Annotated in this window: 18 protein-coding genes; 12 read left to right on the forward strand and 6 right to left on the reverse strand. The window is 62.1% G+C overall.

Annotation, left to right across the window (positions count from 1 at the left end; translation table 11 throughout):
* Window positions 1-96: 96 nt before the first annotated feature.
* A complete protein-coding gene (locus FCL40_RS04285) occupies window positions 97-600 on the reverse strand; it encodes a hypothetical protein (protein ID WP_136851697.1) in 504 nt (167 codons plus the stop codon).
* 190 nt (window positions 601-790) lie between these two features.
* Between FCL40_RS04285 and FCL40_RS04290 the strand changes: the two genes are divergently transcribed.
* Window positions 791-1,156 (forward strand): hypothetical protein, encoded by a 366-nt coding sequence (locus tag FCL40_RS04290; RefSeq protein ID WP_136851699.1) that lies wholly within the window; start codon window positions 791-793, stop codon window positions 1,154-1,156.
* Here the strand turns inward: FCL40_RS04290 and yfaE are convergent.
* The 5 genes from yfaE to ubiG form a co-directional block, all read right to left on the reverse strand.
* Window positions 1,089-1,346, reverse strand: coding sequence for a class I ribonucleotide reductase maintenance protein YfaE (gene yfaE / locus FCL40_RS04295; RefSeq protein ID WP_136851701.1), 258 nt, complete (start codon window positions 1,344-1,346; stop codon window positions 1,089-1,091). The genes FCL40_RS04290 and yfaE overlap by 68 nt on opposite strands.
* A 2-nt stretch (window positions 1,347-1,348) precedes the next feature.
* Window positions 1,349-2,485 carry a class Ia ribonucleoside-diphosphate reductase subunit beta gene (nrdB, locus tag FCL40_RS04300; protein ID WP_136851702.1) on the reverse strand — a complete coding sequence of 379 codons (1,137 nt, stop codon included), beginning with the start codon at window positions 2,483-2,485 and terminating at the stop codon, window positions 1,349-1,351.
* Between the two features lie 44 nt (window positions 2,486-2,529).
* Window positions 2,530-4,806 (reverse strand): class 1a ribonucleoside-diphosphate reductase subunit alpha, encoded by a 2,277-nt coding sequence (gene nrdA / locus FCL40_RS04305; RefSeq protein ID WP_136851704.1) that lies wholly within the window; start codon window positions 4,804-4,806, stop codon window positions 2,530-2,532.
* Window positions 4,807-5,168: 362 nt separating this feature from the next.
* Window positions 5,169-5,846, reverse strand: coding sequence for an HAD family hydrolase (locus FCL40_RS04310; RefSeq protein WP_136851706.1), 678 nt, complete (start codon window positions 5,844-5,846; stop codon window positions 5,169-5,171).
* The gene (gene ubiG, locus FCL40_RS04315) at window positions 5,839-6,549 is read right to left on the reverse strand and encodes a bifunctional 2-polyprenyl-6-hydroxyphenol methylase/3-demethylubiquinol 3-O-methyltransferase UbiG (protein ID WP_136851708.1); all 711 of its coding nucleotides are present in this window, start codon (window positions 6,547-6,549) and stop codon (window positions 5,839-5,841) included. The genes FCL40_RS04310 and ubiG overlap by 8 nt, the downstream gene beginning before the upstream one ends.
* A 312-nt stretch (window positions 6,550-6,861) precedes the next feature.
* Between ubiG and gyrA the strand changes: the two genes are divergently transcribed.
* From gyrA to FCL40_RS04370, 11 genes are all read left to right on the forward strand, one after another.
* A complete protein-coding gene (gene gyrA, locus FCL40_RS04320; protein ID WP_136851710.1) occupies window positions 6,862-9,513 on the forward strand; it encodes a DNA gyrase subunit A in 2,652 nt (883 codons plus the stop codon).
* A 115-nt stretch (window positions 9,514-9,628) separates the two neighbouring features.
* Window positions 9,629-10,693: a 3-phosphoserine/phosphohydroxythreonine transaminase gene (serC, locus tag FCL40_RS04325; protein WP_136851712.1), complete on the forward strand. Its 1,065-nt coding sequence runs from the start codon at window positions 9,629-9,631 to the stop codon at window positions 10,691-10,693.
* 23 nt (window positions 10,694-10,716) lie between these two features.
* Entirely contained in the window at window positions 10,717-11,814 is a 1,098-nt protein-coding gene (gene hisC / locus FCL40_RS04330; RefSeq protein WP_267873498.1) for a histidinol-phosphate transaminase, read from the forward strand.
* A gap of 78 nt (window positions 11,815-11,892) precedes the next feature.
* Window positions 11,893-13,173 carry a 3-phosphoshikimate 1-carboxyvinyltransferase gene (aroA, locus tag FCL40_RS04335; RefSeq protein ID WP_136851714.1) on the forward strand — a complete coding sequence of 427 codons (1,281 nt, stop codon included), beginning with the start codon at window positions 11,893-11,895 and terminating at the stop codon, window positions 13,171-13,173.
* Window positions 13,174-13,363: 190 nt separating this feature from the next.
* The gene (gene cmk, locus FCL40_RS04340) at window positions 13,364-14,047 is read left to right on the forward strand and encodes a (d)CMP kinase (protein WP_136851716.1); all 684 of its coding nucleotides are present in this window, start codon (window positions 13,364-13,366) and stop codon (window positions 14,045-14,047) included.
* A gap of 101 nt (window positions 14,048-14,148) precedes the next feature.
* On the forward strand, window positions 14,149-15,816 hold the full coding sequence (rpsA, locus tag FCL40_RS04345) for a 30S ribosomal protein S1 (RefSeq protein WP_136851718.1): 1,668 nt from the start codon (window positions 14,149-14,151) through the stop codon (window positions 15,814-15,816).
* A 68-nt stretch (window positions 15,817-15,884) separates the two neighbouring features.
* Window positions 15,885-16,175: an integration host factor subunit beta gene (ihfB, locus tag FCL40_RS04350; RefSeq protein ID WP_028108420.1), complete on the forward strand. Its 291-nt coding sequence runs from the start codon at window positions 15,885-15,887 to the stop codon at window positions 16,173-16,175.
* A 125-nt stretch (window positions 16,176-16,300) separates the two neighbouring features.
* Window positions 16,301-16,588 carry a LapA family protein gene (locus FCL40_RS04355; protein ID WP_136851720.1) on the forward strand — a complete coding sequence of 96 codons (288 nt, stop codon included), beginning with the start codon at window positions 16,301-16,303 and terminating at the stop codon, window positions 16,586-16,588.
* On the forward strand, window positions 16,581-17,738 hold the full coding sequence (gene lapB / locus FCL40_RS04360) for a lipopolysaccharide assembly protein LapB (RefSeq protein ID WP_136851722.1): 1,158 nt from the start codon (window positions 16,581-16,583) through the stop codon (window positions 17,736-17,738). The genes FCL40_RS04355 and lapB overlap by 8 nt, the downstream gene beginning before the upstream one ends.
* 116 nt (window positions 17,739-17,854) lie before the next feature.
* Window positions 17,855-18,550, forward strand: coding sequence for an orotidine-5'-phosphate decarboxylase (gene pyrF, locus FCL40_RS04365; RefSeq protein ID WP_136851724.1), 696 nt, complete (start codon window positions 17,855-17,857; stop codon window positions 18,548-18,550).
* Window positions 18,551-18,707: 157 nt separating this feature from the next.
* Window positions 18,708-19,562, forward strand: coding sequence for a BKACE family enzyme (locus FCL40_RS04370; protein ID WP_136851726.1), 855 nt, complete (start codon window positions 18,708-18,710; stop codon window positions 19,560-19,562).
* Window positions 19,563-19,636 lie beyond the last annotated feature (74 nt).

A 19,636-nucleotide genomic window follows, 5' to 3' on the forward strand; every position in this document is an offset into this window, starting at 1 on the left:
CCAGAGCCATCAAGCAAAACAGGAGCCCCGGTGGCTCCTGTTTTGTTTTCGGCCCAGTGGCCTTCCGCAACGCCGCCATCGGCGCCGCCGTCGTCGTTACTTCAGCAGCAGCGGCCGCTGCTCGACCAGTTGCAGGAACTGCTCCATGTCGATCTTGTACAGCTCGGACAGCTGACCGATGAAGGCCTGGTGATCCCAGTCGCTGCTGCGCTGCTCGGCCACCGCCGCCATCAGGGTGGCGGTATTGTCCTGGTGCAGCTCAACCGGGCGCTCGCCCAGCAGGGCGCCGGTTTCCGCATCGAACACCTGCAGCATCAGCGGCAGGCGGCCGTCGGTCAGCTCGGGCTGCACGAACTTGTCGCCCAGGCCCTTGGCCTCGAAGGGGCAGTCCATCACCAGGCCGTTACCGAAGTCGAAGGAGAGCAGCAGGGCAGGGGCGCGGTAGATGACACCGGCCTGCACCTGGTGACTGCCCTGGCCCAGCACCTGCTCCACCTCGGGGTGGCTGGGGGCGGGGATGGCGATCAGGATGCGGTTGCTGTCGCCGGCAAACAGGTCGACGGAGGCGCCTTCCGGCGGAAGCTTGGTTGATTCGGTCATGGGTACTCTCTTTAGCGTGATAGCCGTGTGCGCCAAGTGTACCAGAGCCATGGGCACATGCCAGGGGTTGCATCCATCTGCGCTTAAGAAGGTGGCCAAAAATCAATCTGTTCCAAATGGCAGGTGCGCATTGTCCGCAGGGGTGGCGGATTTTGGACTAGGATAGAGATCCAACAGAGGAGGCCGGATCATGGTGCGCAAGGCATTCAAACTGGGCGGGGTTTTGCTGGTGGTGGCCGGGCTGTCGGGCTGCAGCGAGGACAATCAGCAGCGGGTCGAGGACGCCCTGGTTCAGGCGGGCCAGGCGGTGGAGATGCTCGGCAGCAGTGCCGCGGAGCTGGCCCAGGTGGCCTGGCTGGAGGGGCAGTCGCTGTGGCACTCCGGCGAAGCCCTGGCCCGTGACAAGCAGCAGGCGTTCAACCAGTGGCGCCGGCCGGTGTCACCCATCAGCCGCTACGGGGTGGTGGAGCCGGAGGTTACCGCCCGGGTCACTGCGGCGCCAGGTGAAGATCCGTCTCAGGCACGCAGCAACAGGGAAGAATCTCATCACCCCTGACCAGGGCCATGGGGGTGGAGAGATAGCGGACCCGGCCGTCGAGCAGCCGGGTCTTGCAGGCGCCGCAGTAACCGCTGCGGCACTCGCTGTAGTGTCCCTCAAGGGCGGTGAGCAGCGGGGTGGAGTCACCGCGGTGGCTGACCGGCGCCCGCTGGCCAACCCGCACCTTGAAGGTGTTGCCGTTAGCCAAACTTACAGCTCAAACCCGGACAGATCGTCCTGGTCCACCTCGTTCTTGATCTGGTTGGTCAGGTAGGAGGAGACCTCCACCTCCTGGGGCGCCACCTGCACGGTGTCGCTCTCCAGCCACTTGCTCATCCACGGCAGCGGGTTGGAGCGCTTGGGGAACAGCTCGGGCAGTCCCAGGGCGCTCATCCGCTGGTTGGTGATGAACTCCACGTAGTCCTCGATGATCTTCTTGTTCAGGCCCAGCATCGAGCCATCCTTGAACAGGTAGGCGGCCCACTCCTTCTCCTGCTCGGCGGCGCGGCGGAAGATCTCCACCGACTCCTGGAAGCACTCCACGGCGATCTCCGCCATCTCGTTGTCATCCTGGTTGGTGGCCATCAGGTTGAGCATGTGCTGGGTGCCCACCAGGTGCAGCTGCTCGTCCCGGGCGATAAAACGGATGATCTTGGCGTTGCCCTCCATCACCTCACGCTCGGCGAAGGCGAAGGAGCAGGCGAAGGAGACGTAGAAGCGGATCGCCTCCAGCACGTTGATGGAGACCAGGCACAGGTACAGTTTGCGCTTGAGCTCGCGGCGGCTGATGGTGAAGGCTTCCTCGCCCACCTGGTGCTCGCCCTCGCCAAACTGCTGGTAGCGCTGGGTGTAATCGATCAGCTCGTCGTAGTAGCCGGAGATGTCACCGGCGCGCTTCTGGATCTCGCTGTTGACCACGATGTCATCGAACACCACCGACGGGTTGTTGACGATGTTGCGGATGATGTGGGTGTAGGAGCGGGAGTGGATGGTCTCATAGAAGGACCAGGTTTCGATCCAGGTCTCCAGCTCCGGCAGTGACACCAGCGGCAGCAGCGCCACGTTGGGGCTGCGACCCTGGATGGAGTCCAGCAGGGTCTGGTACTTGAGATTCGACAGGAAGATGTGCTTCTCGTGCTCCGGCAGCTCGGCGAAGTCGATGCGGTCCTGGGTGACGTCCACCTCTTCGGGGCGCCAGAAGAAGGAGAGCTGCTTCTCGATCAGCTCCTCGAAGATGGGGTGCTTCTGCTGGTCGTAACGGGCAACGTTCACCGGGTTGCCGAGGAACATCGGTTCCTTGAGGGCATCGTTGGCTTCCCGGGAAAAGGTGCTGTATCTGTGGCTCATGGTCATATCCTTGGCTGAGAGAGCGGCCCTGTCGGGCCGGTCGCTTAAATCTTACAGGCGCCGCCGGCGCAGTCATCGGCGCTGTCGGTCTTGCTGCTGGTGTCCGACTGGCCGTCCCGGGTGTTCTGATAGTAGAGGGTCTTCAAACCGTACTTGTAGGCCAGCATCAGGTCCTTGAGCAGCACGCTCATCGGCATCTTCCTGTCGTTGAAGCGGCTGGGATCGTAGTTGGTGTTGGCGGAGATCGCCTGGTCCACAAACTTCTGCATGATCCCCACCAGCTGCAGGTAGCCGTTGTTGTCGGGAATGTCCCACAGCAGCTCATACTGGTTCTTCAGGGTTTCGATGCCGGGCACCACCTGCTTCATGATGCCGTCCTTGGAGCCCTTGACGCTGACCAGGCCGCGGGGGGGCTCGATGCCGTTGGTGGCGTTGGAGATCTGCGAGCTGGTCTCCGACGGCATCAGCGCCGACAGGGTGGAGTTGCGCAGGCCGAACTCCTGGATGTCGGCGCGCAGGCTTTCCCAGTCCAGGTGCAGGGGCTCGTCGCAGAACTCGTCCACCGCCCTCTTGTAGGTGTCGATGGGCAACAGCCCCTGGGCGTAGGTGGTTTCACCGAAACCCGGGCAGGCGCCCCGCTCCTTGGCCAGGGTGCTGGACGCCTTGAGCAGGTAGTACTGGATCGCCTCGAACGCCTTGTGGGTCAGGCCGTTGCCGCTGCCGTCGGAGTAGCGGGCGCCGTTCTTGGCCAGGTAGTAGGCGAAGTTGATCACCCCGATCCCCAGGGTGCGTCGCTTCATCGAGCCCAGCTCGGCGGCGGGCACCGGGTAGTCCTGGTAGTCCAGCAGGCTGTCCAGGGCGCGCACCGCCAGTTCCGCCAGCTCCTCCAGTTCACCCAGGTCGTCAATGGCGCCCAGGTTGAACGCGGACAGGGTGCACAGGGCGATCTCGCCATCGGGATCGTCCAGCCGGGTCAGCGGCTTGGTGGGCAGGGCGATCTCCAGGCACAGGTTGGACTGCTTCACCGGCGCCACCTTGGGATCGAACGGGCTGTGGGTGTTGCAGTGGTCCACGTGCTGGATGTAGATGCGGCCGGTGGAGGCACGCTCCTGCATCAGCAGGCCGAACAGGCTGACCGCTTTCACCGTCTTGCGGCGAATGCTGCTGTCCGCCTCGTACTGGGTATAGAGCCGCTCGAACTCCTCCTGATCGGCGAAGAAGGCGTCATACAGGCCGGGCACGTCCGAGGGGGAGAACAGGCTGATGTTGCCGCCGTCGATCAGCCGCTGGTACAGGGTGCGGTTGATCTGCACGCCGTAGTCCAGGTGGCGGATGCGGTTGGCGTCGGTGCCGCGGTTGTTCTTCAGCACCAGCAGCTCCTCCGCTTCCAGGTGCCACAATGGGTAGAACAGGGTGGCGGCACCACCGCGGACCCCGCCCTGGGAGCAGGACTTCACCGCGGTCTGGAAGTGCTTGAAGAAGGGCAGGCAGCCGGTGTGGAACGCCTCGCCGCCGCGGATCGGGCTGCCCAGGGCGCGGATACCGCCGCCATTGATGCCGATGCCGGCGCGCTGGCTGACGTAGTTGACGATGGCCGCGGAGGTGGCGTTGATGGAGTCCAGGCTGTCGCCGCACTCGATCAGCACACAGGAGCTGAACTGGCGGGTCGGGGTGCGCACGCCGGACATGATCGGCGTGGGCAGGGAGATCTTGAACTTGGAGGTGGCGTCGTAGAAGCGCTTGACGTAGTCCAGCCGCTCCGCCTTGGGGTAGTCGGCAAACAGGCAGGCCGACACCAGCATGTAGAGGAACTGGGCGCTCTCATACACCTCACCGGTGACCCGGTTCTGCACCAGGTACTTGCCCTCCAGCTGCTTCACCGCAGCGTAGGAGAAATCCATGTCGCGCCAGTGATCGATGTGATCGTTCAGCTGGTTGAGCTCGTCGCGGCTGTAGTCGCTGAGGATATGGGGATCGTAACGGCCCGCCTCGACCATCTTGGTGACGTGGTCGTACAGGTGGGGCGGTTCGAACTGACCGTAGGCCTTCTTACGCAGGTGGAACACCGCCAGCCGGGCCGCCAGGTACTGGTAGTCCGGGGTCTCCTCGCTGATCAGGTCGGCGGCAGCCTTGATGATGGTCTCATGGATCGCTTCGGTGGTCATGCCATCGAAGAAATGGATGTGACTGGCCAGCTCTACCTGGGACACTGACACATTGTTCAGGTCCTGAGCCGCCCAGTAGATCACCCGATGGATCTTATCCAGATCCAGGGGTTCCTGTTTACCACTTCGCTTGGTGACGAGGAGAGATTTATTCATGTCCGACTTTCGGGCGGGGAGTCACCAGCTGCCGCAAAGGTGACGCCGCGCCCTTATCCTTATTTTGAGTACCTGAGAACTGCCGATCGCCGCCTGAACGGCAATCATCCTTAATAGTGTGTGTTTCCCCTATTGGACACTATATGTAGTAGCGCCAATGGCATAATTTACAAGATAAGGCGGTTTCGGGATCTGTGCAATAGGTCCGGATGTGATCAATTTGTGGGTAAGGTTGTGAATAATTGGGGAGGGGAAAATATGGGCTTCTGCCAAGCCTTACCACCATTGGCCTGGCGGAAATGCAAGTGTTTTTTTCAAAAAAAGTGAGGGACAAAAAAAATTTTTTGCCCCGGTCCGTATGACTAATTTTGAGTCAGATCGCGGATCAGATCGAACAGATCGCTGGGGCGATCGCAGCGGTGGTGAGCGGGCCAGGTGTGGGCCTGATCCTCGTCGCTGATGTAGCCCCACAGGGCGGCGACGCTGATCATGCCGGCGCGGTTGGCCGCCACCATATCACGCTCGGCATCCCCCACGTAGAGGATGCTGTCCGGGGCCAACGCCAGGGTGTCGGCACCCAGATGCAGCGGCGCCGGATCCGGCTTGGCCACCGCCAGGGTGTCGCCGCCCACCAGCACGCCGCTGCCGGCCAACGCCGGCTGCAATGCCAGCAGCTGCCGGGCCAGTCCCTCCGGCTTGTTGGTGATGATCCCCCAGGGCAGCCGGTTGGCGTCCAGGTAGTCGAGCATGGTGGGGATACCGTCGTAGGGGCGGGTATGATGGCTGATGCGCTCGGCGTAGGCCGCCAGCAGGGTGTCGCGCATCGGCCCGATGTCGGTGCGGTGGAAGCTCTCCCCCAGCCCCGCCTTGAGCAGCCCCCTGGAGCCGTGGCTGGAGTAGAGGTAGGCCTGTTCGTCGCTGATGCCGGGGTAGCCGAATCGGGCCAGGGCCACGTTGGCGGCATGGCCCAGGTCCAGCGCGGTGTCCAGCAGGGTGCCGTCCAGATCGAACAGCACCCCCTTGATGGCGCCGTTACTCATGGGGCTTGACCGCGTGGATCATGTAGTTGATCTCCATGCGGCTCGACAGGCGGAAGGTCTCGGTCAGCGGGTTGTACAGCACGCCGTCGGCATGTTGGACACGCAGGCCGGCGCGCTCACACCACTGGATCAGCTGGGAGGGGCGCAGGAACTTGCTGTAGTCGTGGGTGCCCTTGGGCAGCACCTTGACGATCTGCTCGGCCCCGACGATGGTGGTCAGGTAGGCCAGCGGCGTCTTGTTGATGGTGGACAAGTACAGGTGGCCACCGGGCTTGACCATCTCGGCGCAGGCGCGGACCACGGATTCGGGGTCCGGCACGTGCTCCAGCATCTCCATGCAGGTGACCACGTCGTAGTGGGCCCCCTTGTGGGCGGCGTGGGCCTCGGCGGTGCACAGCTGGTAGTCGATATCCAGCTCGCTCTCCAGGGCGTGCAGCCTGGCCACTTCGATGGGCTCCTCGCCCATGTCCAGGCCGGTGGCCTGGGCGCCGGCCCGGGCCATCGCTTCGGTCAGCAGACCACCGCCACAGCCCACATCCAGCACCCGCTTGCCAAACAGACCGTCGGCATGGCGCTCCACGTAGGCGGTGCGAAGGGGGTTGAGCTGATGCAGAGGCTTGGAGTGCCCCAGGGGATCCCACCAGGTGGCGGCCAGCTTCTCGAATTTGCCCACTTCGACGGGATCGACGTTTGACTGCTGCATGTTGTGTCCTTTCTCTTGATACGGCCGGCTCCCCAACCGGGGAAGCGTGATGGGGCCAGTATACGATGGGGCAGGGTGGGTAGAAAGCCGGTTACGGCAGGAAAACCGTGCAAACGGGTCTGAAAAGGTACATTTTAACCACGGTGCAGCGTGTTTTTTAGTCAGTTGTAAGCCGTTGTTTCCTTAGGCAAGAAACGCCGCTTTCCAACAGCTATCTCTGTGCTACAATGCCGAATTACCGTTTTTACCGGCCTGGCCGGGACGGCGGAGGAATTGGGATTCTCCGTCGCATTTAGGGGACACTATCTGTCTATGACTGATCTGGCTAACGAAATTACGCCAATTAATATCGAAGAGGAGCTGAAGAGTTCCTACCTCGACTATGCCATGAGCGTGATTGTCGGGCGTGCACTGCCCGACGTCCGGGACGGCCTTAAGCCGGTACACCGTCGCACCCTGTTCGCGATGCACGGCCTGGGCAACGACTGGAACAAACCCTACAAGAAATCCGCCCGTGTGGTGGGTGACGTTATCGGTAAATACCACCCCCACGGTGACAGCGCGGTCTACGATACCATCGTGCGTATGGCCCAGCCCTTCTCCCTGCGTTACTGCCTGGTGGACGGCCAGGGCAACTTCGGCTCCGTCGACGGCGACTCCGCCGCGGCGATGCGATACACCGAAGTGCGCATGGCCAAGATCTCCCACGAACTGTTGGCGGATCTGGACAAGGAGACCGTGGACTACGTGCCCAACTACGACGGCACGGAACTGATTCCCGAGGTGCTGCCCACCAAGGTGCCCAACCTGCTGGTGAACGGCTCCAGCGGCATTGCGGTGGGCATGGCCACCAACATCCCGCCTCATAACCTGACCGAAGTGGTCGATGGCTGCCTGGCCTACATCGATAACTCGGAGATCAGCATCGATGAGCTGATCGAGATCATCCCCGGACCCGACTTCCCCACCGGTGGCATCATCAACGGCCGCAAGGGGATCATCGACGCCTACAAGACCGGTCGTGGCAAGATCTACGTCCGTGCCCGCACCGAGGTCGAGACCAGTGCCAGCGGCAGAGAATCGATCATTGTTCACGAGCTGCCCTACCAGGTGAACAAGGCCCGCCTGATCGAGAAGATCGCCGAGCTGGTCAAGGACAAGAAGCTGGAGGGGATCTCCGGCCTGCGCGACGAGTCCGACAAGGACGGCATGCGGGTGGTGATCGAGCTCAAGCGCGGCGAAGTGCCGGAAGTGGTGCTGAACAACCTCTATGCCCAGACTCAGATGCAGACGGTGTTCGGCATCAACATGGTGGCCCTGGGCAACAACCAGCCCAAGCTCTACAACCTGAAAGAGACCCTGGAAGCCTTCGTCACCCACCGTCGTGAAGTGGTGACCCGCCGTACCGTGTACGAGCTGCGCAAGGCACGCGAGCGGGCCCACATCCTGGAAGGTTTGGCCATCTCCCTGGCCAACATCGACCCGGTGATCGAGCTGATTCGTCACTCTCCGACCCCGGCAGAGGCCCGTGAGGCTCTGCTCACCCGAGGCTGGGAGCTGGGCAACGTCGCCGCCATGCTGGAGAAGGCCGGTGACGATGCCGCCCGTCCGGACTGGCTGACCCCGGAGTTTGGCATCCGCGACGGCCTCTACTACCTGACCCAGACCCAGGCCCAGGCGATCCTGGACCTGCGCCTGCAGAAGCTGACCGGCCTCGAGCATGAGAAGATCCTCGACGAGTACCGCGAGCTGCTGGACGTCATCGCCGAGCTGATGCACATCCTGGCCAGCCCGGAGCGCCTGATGGAGGTGATCCGTGAGGAGCTGGAAGCGATTCGTGCCGAGTACGGTGACGAGCGTAAGACCGAGATCAGTTCCGCCTCCGCAGACATCTCCCTCGAGGACCTGATCAACGAAGAGGACGTGGTGGTCACCCTGTCCCACGCCGGATACTGCAAGTACCAGCCCCTGACCGACTACGAGGCCCAGCGCCGTGGCGGTAAGGGTAAGGCGGCGGCCAAGATGAAGGATGAAGACTTCATCGAGCGGCTGCTGGTGGCCAACACCCACGACACCATCCTGTGCTTCTCCAACGCCGGTAAGGTTTACTGGCTCAAGGTGTACCAGCTGCCCCTGGCCAGCCGCACCGCCCGTGGCAAGCCCATCGTCAACCTGCTGCCGCTGGATGAGGGTGAGGTGATCCAGGCGATCCTGCCGGTCCGCGAGTACGACCCCAGCAAGTTTATCGTCTTCGCCACCGCCAAGGGCACCGTCAAGAAGACCGCGCTGGACGCCTACAGCCGTCCCCTGTCCTCCGGCATCCGCGCCATCAACCTCAACGAGGGGGATGAGCTGATCGCCGTGGACATCACCGACGGCAGCAACGAGGTGATGCTGTTCTCCGACGCCGGCAAGGTGGTGCGCTTCGACGAGTCCAACGTTCGCGCCATGGGCCGGACCGCCACCGGGGTGCGCGGCATTGCCCTGGACGACGTGGATCGCGTGGTCTCGATGATTGTACCCCGCGACGATGGCGCCATCCTCACCGTGACCCAGAACGGTTACGGCAAGCGCACCGCCGAGTCCGAGTACCCCACCAAGAGCCGGGCCACCAAGGGGGTGATCTCCATCAAGGTGAGCGAGCGTAACGGCGCCGTGGTCGGGGCGGTCCAGGTCCATGACAACGACGAGATCATGCTGATCACCGACGGCGGCACCCTGGTGCGCACCCGGGTGCACGAGGTCTCCGAAGTAGGCCGCAACACCCAGGGAGTGACCATCATCCGCACCATGGAGGGCGAACAGGTGGTGGGTCTGCAGCGCATCGATGAGATCGCGGAGCCGGAACTGGCGGAAGGCGAGCCGGTCGACGGCGAGCAAGTGGAGGCGATCGAGGGCGACGCCCCGGCCACCGATACTCCGGCCAGCGAGGCGCCCGCCGCCGACGAGGCCAACGACGAGTAACCGCTGCTTATCGCGCAATAACCGAAAACGGACGCCCAGGCGTCCGTTTTTTTATTCCTTAGCCGGGAAAACTGGTGTTAAATGGGGTGTTTTATCTAGATAAAGGATCCGAGGAATGAGCGTGTACAACTTCTGCGCCGGTCCGGCGATGTTGCCGGCCGAAGTGATGGCCAAGGCCCAGAAAGAGCTGGTGGACTTCCATGGCCTGGGCGTATCGGTAATGGAGCTCAGCCACAGATCCAAGGAGTATCTGGCGGTGGCCAACGCCGCGGAAGCCAACCTGCGCGAGTTGATGGGCATCAGTGACGACTACGCGGTCCTGTTTACCCACGGTGGCGCCCGGGCGCACTTCTCCGCCATTCCCCTGAACCTGGCCGGCGCCGATGACCAGGTGGATTACCTGATCTCCGGCCAGTGGTCGGCCGGTGCCGCCCAGGAAGCGGCCAAGTACGCCCAGGTCAACCGCATCGATCTGCGCGTCGGTAACGGCCTGGAGATGACCAGGGCCGGCGAGGCGGGGCAGGGTGCCTACCTGCACTACTGCCCCAACGAGACCGTCGACGGAGTGGCGATCTTCGATGAGCCGGACAGCGACCAGCCGCTGATTGCCGATTACTCCTCCTGCATCCTGGGCCGGGAGATTGACATCAACCGCTACGGCCTGATCTACGCCGGCGCCCAGAAGAACGTCGGTCCCGCCGGGTTGGCGCTGGTGATCGTCCGCCGCGACCTCATCGGTCAGGCGCAGCCCACCACCCCCTCCATCCTGGACTACGGATTGCTGGACAAGCACGACTCCATGTACAACACCCCGCCCACCTACGCCTGGTACCTGGCCGGGGAGGTGTTCAAGTGGATCAAGGCCCAGGGTGGGGTGGCCGCCATGGCCGAGCTCAACCGCCACAAGGCGGCGTTGCTGTACGATTTTATTGACAGCGGTGACTTCTACCAAAATCGGGTGGATCCAAGCCATCGCAGTGAGATGAATGTACCTTTCCAACTGGCCAACCCTGATCTGGACGCCGCCTTCCTGGCGCAGTCGCAGCAGGCCGGGCTGATGGCGCTGAAGGGGCACCGCAGTGTGGGCGGTATGCGGGCCAGCCTCTACAACGCCATGCCCATCGAGGGGGTCCAGGCCCTGGTGGCCTTCATGAAAGCCTTCGAGCTTCAACACAAATAGGAAAGAAGATAAGGAAAGCATAAGTGTCAAATGAACTGACCCGGCTCGCCAACCCCGGGGTTGACGGGCTGATGCCCTACCAGCCCGGCAAGCCCATGGAGGAGCTGGAGCGGGAACTGGGGATCACCGACGTCGTCAAGCTGGCGTCCAACGAAAATCCCCTGGGACTGAGCCCACTGGCGCGGGCCGCCATCGACAAGGCGGCGCCGGAGTTGGCGCGCTACCCGGACGCCAACGGATTCTACCTGAAGCAGAAGCTCAGCGGCCTGCTGGGCTGCGGCAGCGACCAGATCACCCTGGGCAACGGCTCCAACGAAGTGCTGGAGATCCTGTTCCGCACCTTCGTCGGCGCCGAGGACGAGGTGATCTTCGATGCCCACGCCTTCATCGTCTACCAGCTGCTGACCCAGTCCTGCGGCGCCACCGCGGTCAAGACCCCGGCCAAGGAGTGGGGCCATGATCTGGAGGCGATGCTGAACGCCATCAGCAAACGCACCAAGCTGATCTGTATCGCCAACCCCAACAATCCTACCGGCACCTTCCTGACCGCCGACGAGCTCGAGGCCTTCATGGCGCGGGTGCCGCAGCGGGTACTGGTGGTGCTGGACGAAGCCTACTACGAGTACCTCACCCCGGAGCAGCGCCCCCCCAGCCTCCAGTGGCTGGCCGACTACCCCAACCTGTGCGTCAGTCGCACCTTCTCCAAGGCCTACGGCCTGGCGGGGTTGAGGGTCGGCTACCTGGTGGCCTCGGCGGCGATGACCGATCTGCTTAACCGGGTTCGGGAGCCCTTCAACAACAACGCCCTGGCGTTGGCCGCCGCCGAAGCGGTGCTGGACGATCACGACTACCTGGCGCGAGGCATCGAGCTGAACCGGAGGGAGATGGCGCGAATGGAAGCCTATTTCACCGATCGCGGCATCCCCTATATCCCCAGCGTGGCCAACTTCATCACCATCGAGGTGGGCCAGGCCGCTGCCCTCTATGAGGCGTTGCTGAAAAAGGGGGTGATAGTACGTCCCATTGCGGGTTATGGTATGCCTTCTCACCTGCGCGTCAGCATCGGGCTGGAGTTTGAGAACTCCCGCTTTATGCAGGCGCTGGATGACGTCATGAGGTAACGCCCTAACCACCTCGGCGAATTACAGCAGTTTTCAAGGGGCCAACGGCCCCTTTTCATTTTTAAGCGGGAGCAGTCCATGGAGCAGTTACACCTTTCTCCGATTTCCCGGGTCGATGGGGTGATCACCCTGCCCGGTTCCAAGAGCATCTCCAACCGAGCCCTGCTGTTGGCCACCCTGGCCAGCGGCAGCACCCGGTTGACCAACCTGCTGGACTCGGACGACATCCGCCATATGCTCAATGCGCTGACCACCCTCGGGGTGAGTTACGATTACGACCGGGGCGCCGCCACCATCGAGGTCGAGGGGCTGGGCGGACGCCTGGCCCGGGGCCAGCAGGCGGAGCTGTACCTGGGCAACGCCGGCACCGCCATGCGGCCGCTGGCCGCGGCCCTGGCCATCGGCAGCGGCCAGTTTGTGCTGACCGGTGAGCCGCGGATGAAGGAGCGCCCCATCGGCCACCTGGTCGAGGCCCTGGCGCCGCTGGGGGCCGAGATCCGCTACCTGGAAAACCCCGGCTACCCGCCGCTGGCGATCACCGCCGCCGATCTCGGCGGCGGCGAGGTGGAGATCGACGGCTCCATCTCATCGCAATTCCTCACCGCCCTGCTGATGGTGGCGCCGCTGCTCGGCGGCAGCCTCACCATCCGCGTCAAGGGGGAGCTGGTCTCCAAGCCCTACATCGACATCACCCTGGGGATGATGGCCCGCTTCGGTGTCGAAGTGGAGAACCGCGACTACCAGAGCTTTAAGATCGCTTCTGGTCAGCAGTACGTCAGCCCGGGCGACTACCTGGTAGAGGGGGATGCCAGCTCCGCCTCCTACTTCCTGGCGGCGGCGGCCATTGGCGGCGGCACCGTCGAGGTGCGCGGCGTCGGCACCGACAGCCTGCAGGGGGATAAACACTTTGCCGATGTGCTGGCGGCGATGGGCGCCCGGGTCGAGTGGGGCAGGGACTTTATCCGCTGCGGACGCGGCACCCTCAAGGGGGTGGACATGGACATGAACGCCATCCCCGATGCGGCGATGACCATCGCCACTACCGCGCTGTTCGCCGAGGGACCGACCACCATCCGCAACATCTACAACTGGCGGGTGAAGGAGACCGACCGGCTGACGGCCATGGCCACCGAGCTGCGCAAGGTGGGCGCCCTGGTTGAGGAGGGAGAGGATTACCTGCGCATCGAGCCGACGCCGCAGCTCAGGCACGCCGAGATCGCCACCTACAACGATCACCGCATCGCCATGTGTTTCGCCCTGTTGGCCGTGGGTGGGCAGCCGGTCACCATCCTCGACCCAGGCTGTACCGCCAAGACCTTCCCGGACTTCTTTGACCGGCTGGCGTCCATCAGCCGCTAGCAGCTGCTACACTTCATGGTTTTGCCGCGGCAGGGCCATTTTGGCGCAAGCGATCGAGCAATTGTGAGCTAAGGGCTTACTTTAACTTGGGAATCTGTATAATGGGCCCGCTTTCCTGCCGCCGGTTGCGGCAGGATACTGCCGGGTCATGGTCCCCGGTGGATATTGAGAAACTGTTTTGGAGACAAGCATGCCTCATCAGGCCCCTGTGATTACCATTGACGGACCCAGCGGGGTGGGGAAGGGCACCGTATGCCACCTATTGGCCGAAAAGCTGGGTTGGCACCTGCTGGACTCCGGCGCCATCTACCGTGTCCTGGCCCTGGCAGCGCTGCACCATAACATTGAACTGGACAACGAAGAGGGGCTGGCGTTGATGGCCGCCCACCTGGACGTGTCTTTCAGCCCGGATGACGAGGGCGGCATCAAGGTGGTGCTCGAGGGCGAGGTGGTCAGCCGCGAAATCCGCAGCCAGGAGTGCGCCAATGCCGCTTCAAAGGTGGCGGCTTTTCCCCGAGTCCGTGAGGCGCTGCTGCGCCGCCAGCGGGCATTTCGGGTCGAACCCGGGCTGATTGCCGACGGCCGCGACATGGGAACGGTGGTGTTCCCTGACGCAGAGGCTAAAATCTTTATGACTGCCAGTGCGGAGGAGCGTGCGCGACGCCGTTACTTGCAGTTGAAGGAGAAGGGCTTAGATGCTAGTATTGACCGCCTTTTGGCGGAGATACGCGAGCGTGACGAGCGCGATGCCAACCGTAAGGTGGCACCGATGAAGCCCGCCGAAGACGCATTACTGATTGATACCACGGAGCTGTCCATCGACCAGGTGGTCGACAAGGCGCTTCGCTTCGTGGTGGAAAAACTGGGCCGGTAACGGCCCGCAAGCTGCCCGTATCAAGGAGTGACGCGGGTTTATGGCAACTACCCCATGTCCAGGATGGCACATGGATGACCACTATTAATTGTTGATTAAACATGACTGAATCTTTTGCTCAACTGTTTGAAGAATCCCTGAAGGATCTGGAAACCCGCCCCGGTGCCATCGTTAAAGGTACCGTTGTTGCTATCGAGAACGGCATCGTTCTGGTTGACGCCGGCCTGAAGTCCGAGTCCGCCATCCCCGCCGAGCAGTTCAAGAACGCCAAGGGCGAGCTGGAGATCAACGTAGGCGATTCCGTAGACGTAGCTCTGGACGCTGTTGAAGACGGCTTCGGTGAGACCCAGCTGTCTCGCGAAAAAGCCAAGCGTCACGAAGCATGGCTGCGCCTGGAGAAAGCCTACGAAGATGAAGAGACCGTTATCGGTATCATCAACGGCAAGGTTAAAGGCGGTTTCACCGTCGAGCTGGAAGGCATCCGTGCGTTCCTGCCTGGTTCCCTGGTTGACGTACGTCCCGTACGTGACACCACTCACCTGGAAGGCAAAGAGCTGGAATTCAAGGTGATCAAGCTGGACCAGAAGCGCAACAACGTTGTTGTTTCCCGTCGTGCGGTTATCGAATCTGAGAACAGCGTTGAGCGCGAGCAGCTGCTGGAGAACCTGCAAGAAGGTCAAGAAGTTAAGGGTATCGTTAAGAACCTGACCGACTACGGTGCCTTCGTAGACCTGGGCGGCGTTGACGGCCTGCTGCACATCACCGACATGGCTTGGAAGCGCGTTAAGCATCCTTCCGAGATCGTGAACGTTGGCGACGAGATCAACGTTAAGGTACTGAAGTTCGACCGCGAGCGCACCCGTGTTTCCCTGGGTCTGAAGCAACTGGGCGAAGATCCATGGGTAGCCATCGCTGGCCGTTACCCTGAAGGTACCAAGCTGACCGGTCGCGTGACCAACCTGACTGACTACGGCTGCTTCGTTGAGATCGAAGAGGGCGTTGAAGGTCTGGTTCACGTTTCCGAGATGGATTGGACCAACAAGAACATCCACCCATCCAAGGTTGTTAGCCTGGGCGACAACGTTGAAGTGATGGTTCTGGATATCGACGAAGAGCGTCGTCGTATCTCCCTGGGCCTGAAGCAGTGCAAAGCCAACCCATGGGATGAGTTCGCGTCCAACTTCAACAAGGGCGACAAGGTTTCCGGTAAGATCAAGTCCATCACCGACTTCGGTATCTTCATCGGCCTGGAAGGCGGCATCGACGGTCTGGTTCACCTGTCCGACATCTCTTGGAACGTGGCTGGCGAAGAAGCCGTTCGCGACTACAAGAAGGGCGAAGAGATCTCCGCTGTGGTTCTGTCCGTAGACCCCGAGCGCGAGCGCATCAGCCTGGGTGTTAAGCAGATTGAAGAAGATCCCTTTAACAAGTACCTGTCTGATAACAAAAAAGGTGCTATTGTTAAGGGTACCATCACTGCCGTTGACGCCAAGGGCGCCACTGTAGAGCTGGGCGAGAACGTTGAAGGTTACATCCGTGTAGCCGACATCTCTCGTGATCGCATTGAAGACGCTTCCACCGTGCTGTCCGCCGGTGAGGAAGTTGAAGCCAAGTTCATGGGCGTTGATCGTAAGAACCGCACCATCAGCCTGTCCATCCGTGCTAAGGATGAGGCCGATGAGAAGGAAGCGATTGACAGCCTGAACCAGCGTGAAGAAGCTACCTTCTCCAACGCTATGGCTGAAGCCTTCAAAGCTGCTAAACAATAATCGCCTGTTGATTGGGGAGCCCCGGCTCCCCATAAAGGCGACTGGTATTGGCTTTTAGGAGAGCGAGGATGACCAAGTCCGAACTTATCGAAAGATTGGCCAGTAAACAGTCGCACCTGTCCGGAAAGGAAGTGGAAGGTGCAATAAAAGAGATGCTGGAGCAGATGGCTACCACGCTGGAGCAGGGGGATCGCATTGAGATCCGCGGCTTCGGCAGCTTTTCGCTTCACTATCGGGCTCCTCGGGTTGGCCGTAACCCCAAAACCGGGGATGCCGTTGAGCTGACTGGCAAATACGTACCTCATTTCAAGCCGGGCAAAGAGTTACGCGAACGCGTGAACCAAAGCCTTCAGGGTTGATTATTAAAAAGCCTCCGCCATGCGGAGGCTTTTTGTTTTGGGGCGCCTGAACCAGATGCCCCTAGCCATCATTTTCTTTTTATAAGATAATCTTACTCCCTGTTTGACGCTCATGAGGAGCCACAGTGAAAGCCCTGCTTATCACGGCACTGGTTGCTGTCTTCTTCGTGGTTGCCATGGCCTTTGGTGCCCGCAACGACCAGGTGATCACCCTGAACTACTTCATCGCCCGAGGTGAGTTTTCCCTGCCCATGGTATTGGCGGCCACCTTCTTTAGCGGCTTCGTGATCAGTTGGCTGATCACCATGGCCCTGATGTTGGGACAAAGGTTCAAATTGGGACGCATCACCGCCCGAAACCAGCAGCTGGAGAAGCGGATAGCCGAGCTCGAGTCCAACGACACCAATGCTTGAGCTGTTTTTCCTCCTCCTGCCCGTCGCCGCCGCCTACGGCTGGTACATGGGCCAGCGCAGCGCCGGTAACTCCGAGCGCCGCCGCGCCCGTGCTTTCTCCAAGAATTACTACGAAGGCCTCAACTTCCTGTTGTCGGATCAGCCCGACAAGGCGGTGGATCTCTTTATCGAGCTGCTGCAGGTGGACGAGGAGACCTTCGAGACCCACCTTTCCCTGGGAAACCTGTTCCGCAAGCGGGGTGAGGTGGACCGCTCCATCCGCATCCATCAGAACCTCATTGCCCGTCCGCACCTGACCACTGAGCAGCGGGATGCGGCGATGATGGAGCTGGGCAAGGATTATCTGGCCGCCGGCCTCTACGACCGGGCGGAGGATCTGTTCCTCAAACTGGTCAAGGAGCCGGACCACAGCGAGGACGCCGAGCGCCAGCTGCTCTCCATCTACCAGGCCACCAAGGAGTGGTGGAAGGCGATCAAGGTGGCGCGCAAGTTCGGCCGGGTGAGCCGCAAGGAGCTCAAGCCCATCGTCGCCCACTACTACTGCGAACTGGCCCAGCAGGAGCAGGATCCGGCCGGGCGGATGAAGCTGCTGGACCGGGCGCTGTCCACCGACGGCCACTGCGTCCGCGCCATGGTGGAGAAGATCCGCGCTTTGCAGGGCCGCGACAACGCCGGCGCCGCCAAGCTGGTGACCAAACTGGTGGCGGTGGCCCCGGACATGCTGCCCGAGGTGGTGGATGATGCCGAGGCGATCTACCGCCAACTGGGACTCGAGGACCAGTTTGTGTCGTTGTTGCACACGGTGCTGGAGCGAGATGGCAACGTCAGTACCCTGTTGAAGCTGGTGGACATCACCGCCCAGACCACCGGCACCGAACAGGCCGAGCTGCTGCTGCTGGAGCACCTGAAGCGCCAGCCGACCATGCGTGGCTTCCACCACCTGATGCAGCTGCAGATGGCGCAGGCGGATCTCGGCGCCGGCCGCGAGCGTATCGCCATGCTCTCCAAGCTGGTGGAAGCCCAGATCAAGCTCCGTCCCATCTATCGCTGCCGCCGCTGCGGTTTCCCGTCCCACAGCCTCTATTGGCACTGTCCCTCCTGCAAGAGCTGGGGTGAGGGCAAGCGGATCCGCGGCCTCGATGGAGAATGAGTTGCAACCCTGGCTGACAGGAGCGCCCCTCGGGGTCAGCCAAGCTCTGAACAGCAGAGATAATCACGCTCCTGATACTAAGAACGACCGATAACACCCTACAACCGGAGACACCCATGCAAAATGACCCCAAGGTGCTGATCGCACTGGACTTCAATGACGCAGAGACGGCACTGAGCTTTGTATCTGAACTGGATGCCTCCCAATGCAGACTGAAGGTGGGTAAAGAGCTGTTTACCTCCTTCGGGCCACAGTTCGTGCAGCGCCTGATTGACCAGGGCTTCGACGTATTCCTGGACCTGAAGTTTCACGACATCCCCAACACCGTCGCCAAGGCGGTGGCCGCGGCCGCCGACTTGGGGGTATGGATGGTGAATGTGCACGCGGGGGGCGGCAGTCGTATGATGAAAGCCGCCGCAGAGGCACTCAAACCCTACGGGGACAAGGCGCCGCTGCTGATCGCCGTGACCATGCTCACCTCCATGGAGGAGGGCGAACTGGCCGAGATGGGGGTCACCCGCAGTGCCGAGGAACACGTGCTGTCCCTGGCCAGGCTGGCACAGGCCAGCGGTCTGGATGGGGTGGTGTGCTCCGCCCGCGAAGCCTCCCTGCTCAAATCGGAGCTGGGCAAAGAGTTTAAGCTGGTGACTCCGGGTATTCGCCCCGCCGGCAGCGACAAGGGCGACCAGAAGCGGGTGATGACCCCTGCCGAGGCGGTGGCCGCCGGAAGCGACTACCTGGTGATAGGCCGTCCCATCACCCAGGCGGACTCGCCACTTCAGGCGTTGGTGGCGATCAACGCCACCCTGTAATCAGTGGCAGGGCCGGCTTGGGCCAGGTCCCACGGGTTCCCCACCCGAACCAAGGCGACCCATGGCGGTCGCCTTTTCTTTGCCTATCGACACAGCCCCTCTTGTCATACCAAGCAGATGCTTGGTAGGTTAGTTCAATCAGTGACCAGGAGGGCTTATGACGCACAAGGCGGTGATCACCTGTGCCCTGACCGGGGTACTCACCGATCCCAAGCACCACCCGGTGCCGGTCACCCCGATGCAGATGGCCGCCGAGGCCAGGTCCGCCTATGATGCCGGGGCCAGCGTGATGCACCTCCATTTTCGCCGGCAGTCACCGCACCAGGGTCACCTTCCCAGCTGGGAGCCGGAGGTGGCACAGGCGATCAGCGAGGCGATTCGAGACGCCTGCCCCGGGGTACTGCTCAACTTTACCACCGGGGTGGTGGGACGGGACCAGTCCGGTCCGCTTGCCTGCCTGGGACGCTGCCGGCCGGAGATCGCCGCCTGCAACGCCGGCAGTCTCAACTACCTCAAGGTGACCGCCGACGGTCACTGGGCCTGGCCGCCCATGCTGTTCGACAACCCCGCCGACAAGGTGGAGGAGATGGTCAGTCACTGCGATGCCCTGGGAATTCGCCCTGAGTTCGAGTGCTTTGACCTCGGTATCGTGCGCAGCGTCGCCATGTACCACAGGGTGGGGATGGTGGCCCGCCCCAACTATAACCTGGTGATGGGGGTGGCCTCCGGCATGCCGGCGGACCCGGATCTGCTGCCGCTGCTCCGGCGCTATATGCTGCCCGGAGCGATGTGGCAAGCCACGGTGATCGGCCGCCAGGAGATCTGGCCGGTCCACCGCAAGACCGCCGAACTGGGCGGCCATCTGCGCAGTGGCCTGGAGGACAGTTTCTACCTGCCTGACGGCAGCAAGGCCAGGGGCAACGGCGAGATGATCGCCGCACTGGCGACACTGGCCGAAGAGGCCGGTCGAAGCATCGCCAGCCCCGAGGAAGCCAGGAGACTCTATCTTTAATCTGAGCGAACCTATTGAAGGGGAGGTGGTTGGAGCCCTGTCACCGATCGGCGATGACGCCGTGCGACCTAGAG

Origin of the sequence: Ferrimonas sediminicola (assembly GCF_005116715.1) — a bacterium.
GTDB lineage: Bacteria > Pseudomonadota > Gammaproteobacteria > Enterobacterales > Shewanellaceae > Ferrimonas > Ferrimonas sediminicola.

Excerpts from the sequence above, each read along its gene's own strand:
- FCL40_RS04285 (WP_136851697.1), bottom strand. The coding sequence starts at position 600 with ATGACCGAATCAACCAAGCTTCCGCCGGAAGGCGCCTCCGTCGACCTG.
- FCL40_RS04290 (WP_136851699.1), top strand. The coding sequence starts at position 791 with ATGGTGCGCAAGGCATTCAAACTGGGCGGGGTTTTGCTGGTGGTGGCC.
- nrdB (WP_136851702.1), bottom strand. The coding sequence starts at position 2,485 with ATGAGCCACAGATACAGCACCTTTTCCCGGGAAGCCAACGATGCCCTC.
- nrdA (WP_136851704.1), bottom strand. The coding sequence starts at position 4,806 with ATGAATAAATCTCTCCTCGTCACCAAGCGAAGTGGTAAACAGGAACCC.
- FCL40_RS04310 (WP_136851706.1), bottom strand. The coding sequence starts at position 5,846 with ATGAGTAACGGCGCCATCAAGGGGGTGCTGTTCGATCTGGACGGCACC.
- ubiG (WP_136851708.1), bottom strand. The coding sequence starts at position 6,549 with ATGCAGCAGTCAAACGTCGATCCCGTCGAAGTGGGCAAATTCGAGAAG.
- gyrA (WP_136851710.1), top strand. The coding sequence starts at position 6,862 with ATGACTGATCTGGCTAACGAAATTACGCCAATTAATATCGAAGAGGAG.
- serC (WP_136851712.1), top strand. The coding sequence starts at position 9,629 with ATGAGCGTGTACAACTTCTGCGCCGGTCCGGCGATGTTGCCGGCCGAA.
- aroA (WP_136851714.1), top strand. The coding sequence starts at position 11,893 with ATGGAGCAGTTACACCTTTCTCCGATTTCCCGGGTCGATGGGGTGATC.
- cmk (WP_136851716.1), top strand. The coding sequence starts at position 13,364 with ATGCCTCATCAGGCCCCTGTGATTACCATTGACGGACCCAGCGGGGTG.
- rpsA (WP_136851718.1), top strand. The coding sequence starts at position 14,149 with ATGACTGAATCTTTTGCTCAACTGTTTGAAGAATCCCTGAAGGATCTG.
- ihfB (WP_028108420.1), top strand. The coding sequence starts at position 15,885 with ATGACCAAGTCCGAACTTATCGAAAGATTGGCCAGTAAACAGTCGCAC.
- lapB (WP_136851722.1), top strand. The coding sequence starts at position 16,581 with ATGCTTGAGCTGTTTTTCCTCCTCCTGCCCGTCGCCGCCGCCTACGGC.
- pyrF (WP_136851724.1), top strand. The coding sequence starts at position 17,855 with ATGCAAAATGACCCCAAGGTGCTGATCGCACTGGACTTCAATGACGCA.
- FCL40_RS04370 (WP_136851726.1), top strand. The coding sequence starts at position 18,708 with ATGACGCACAAGGCGGTGATCACCTGTGCCCTGACCGGGGTACTCACC.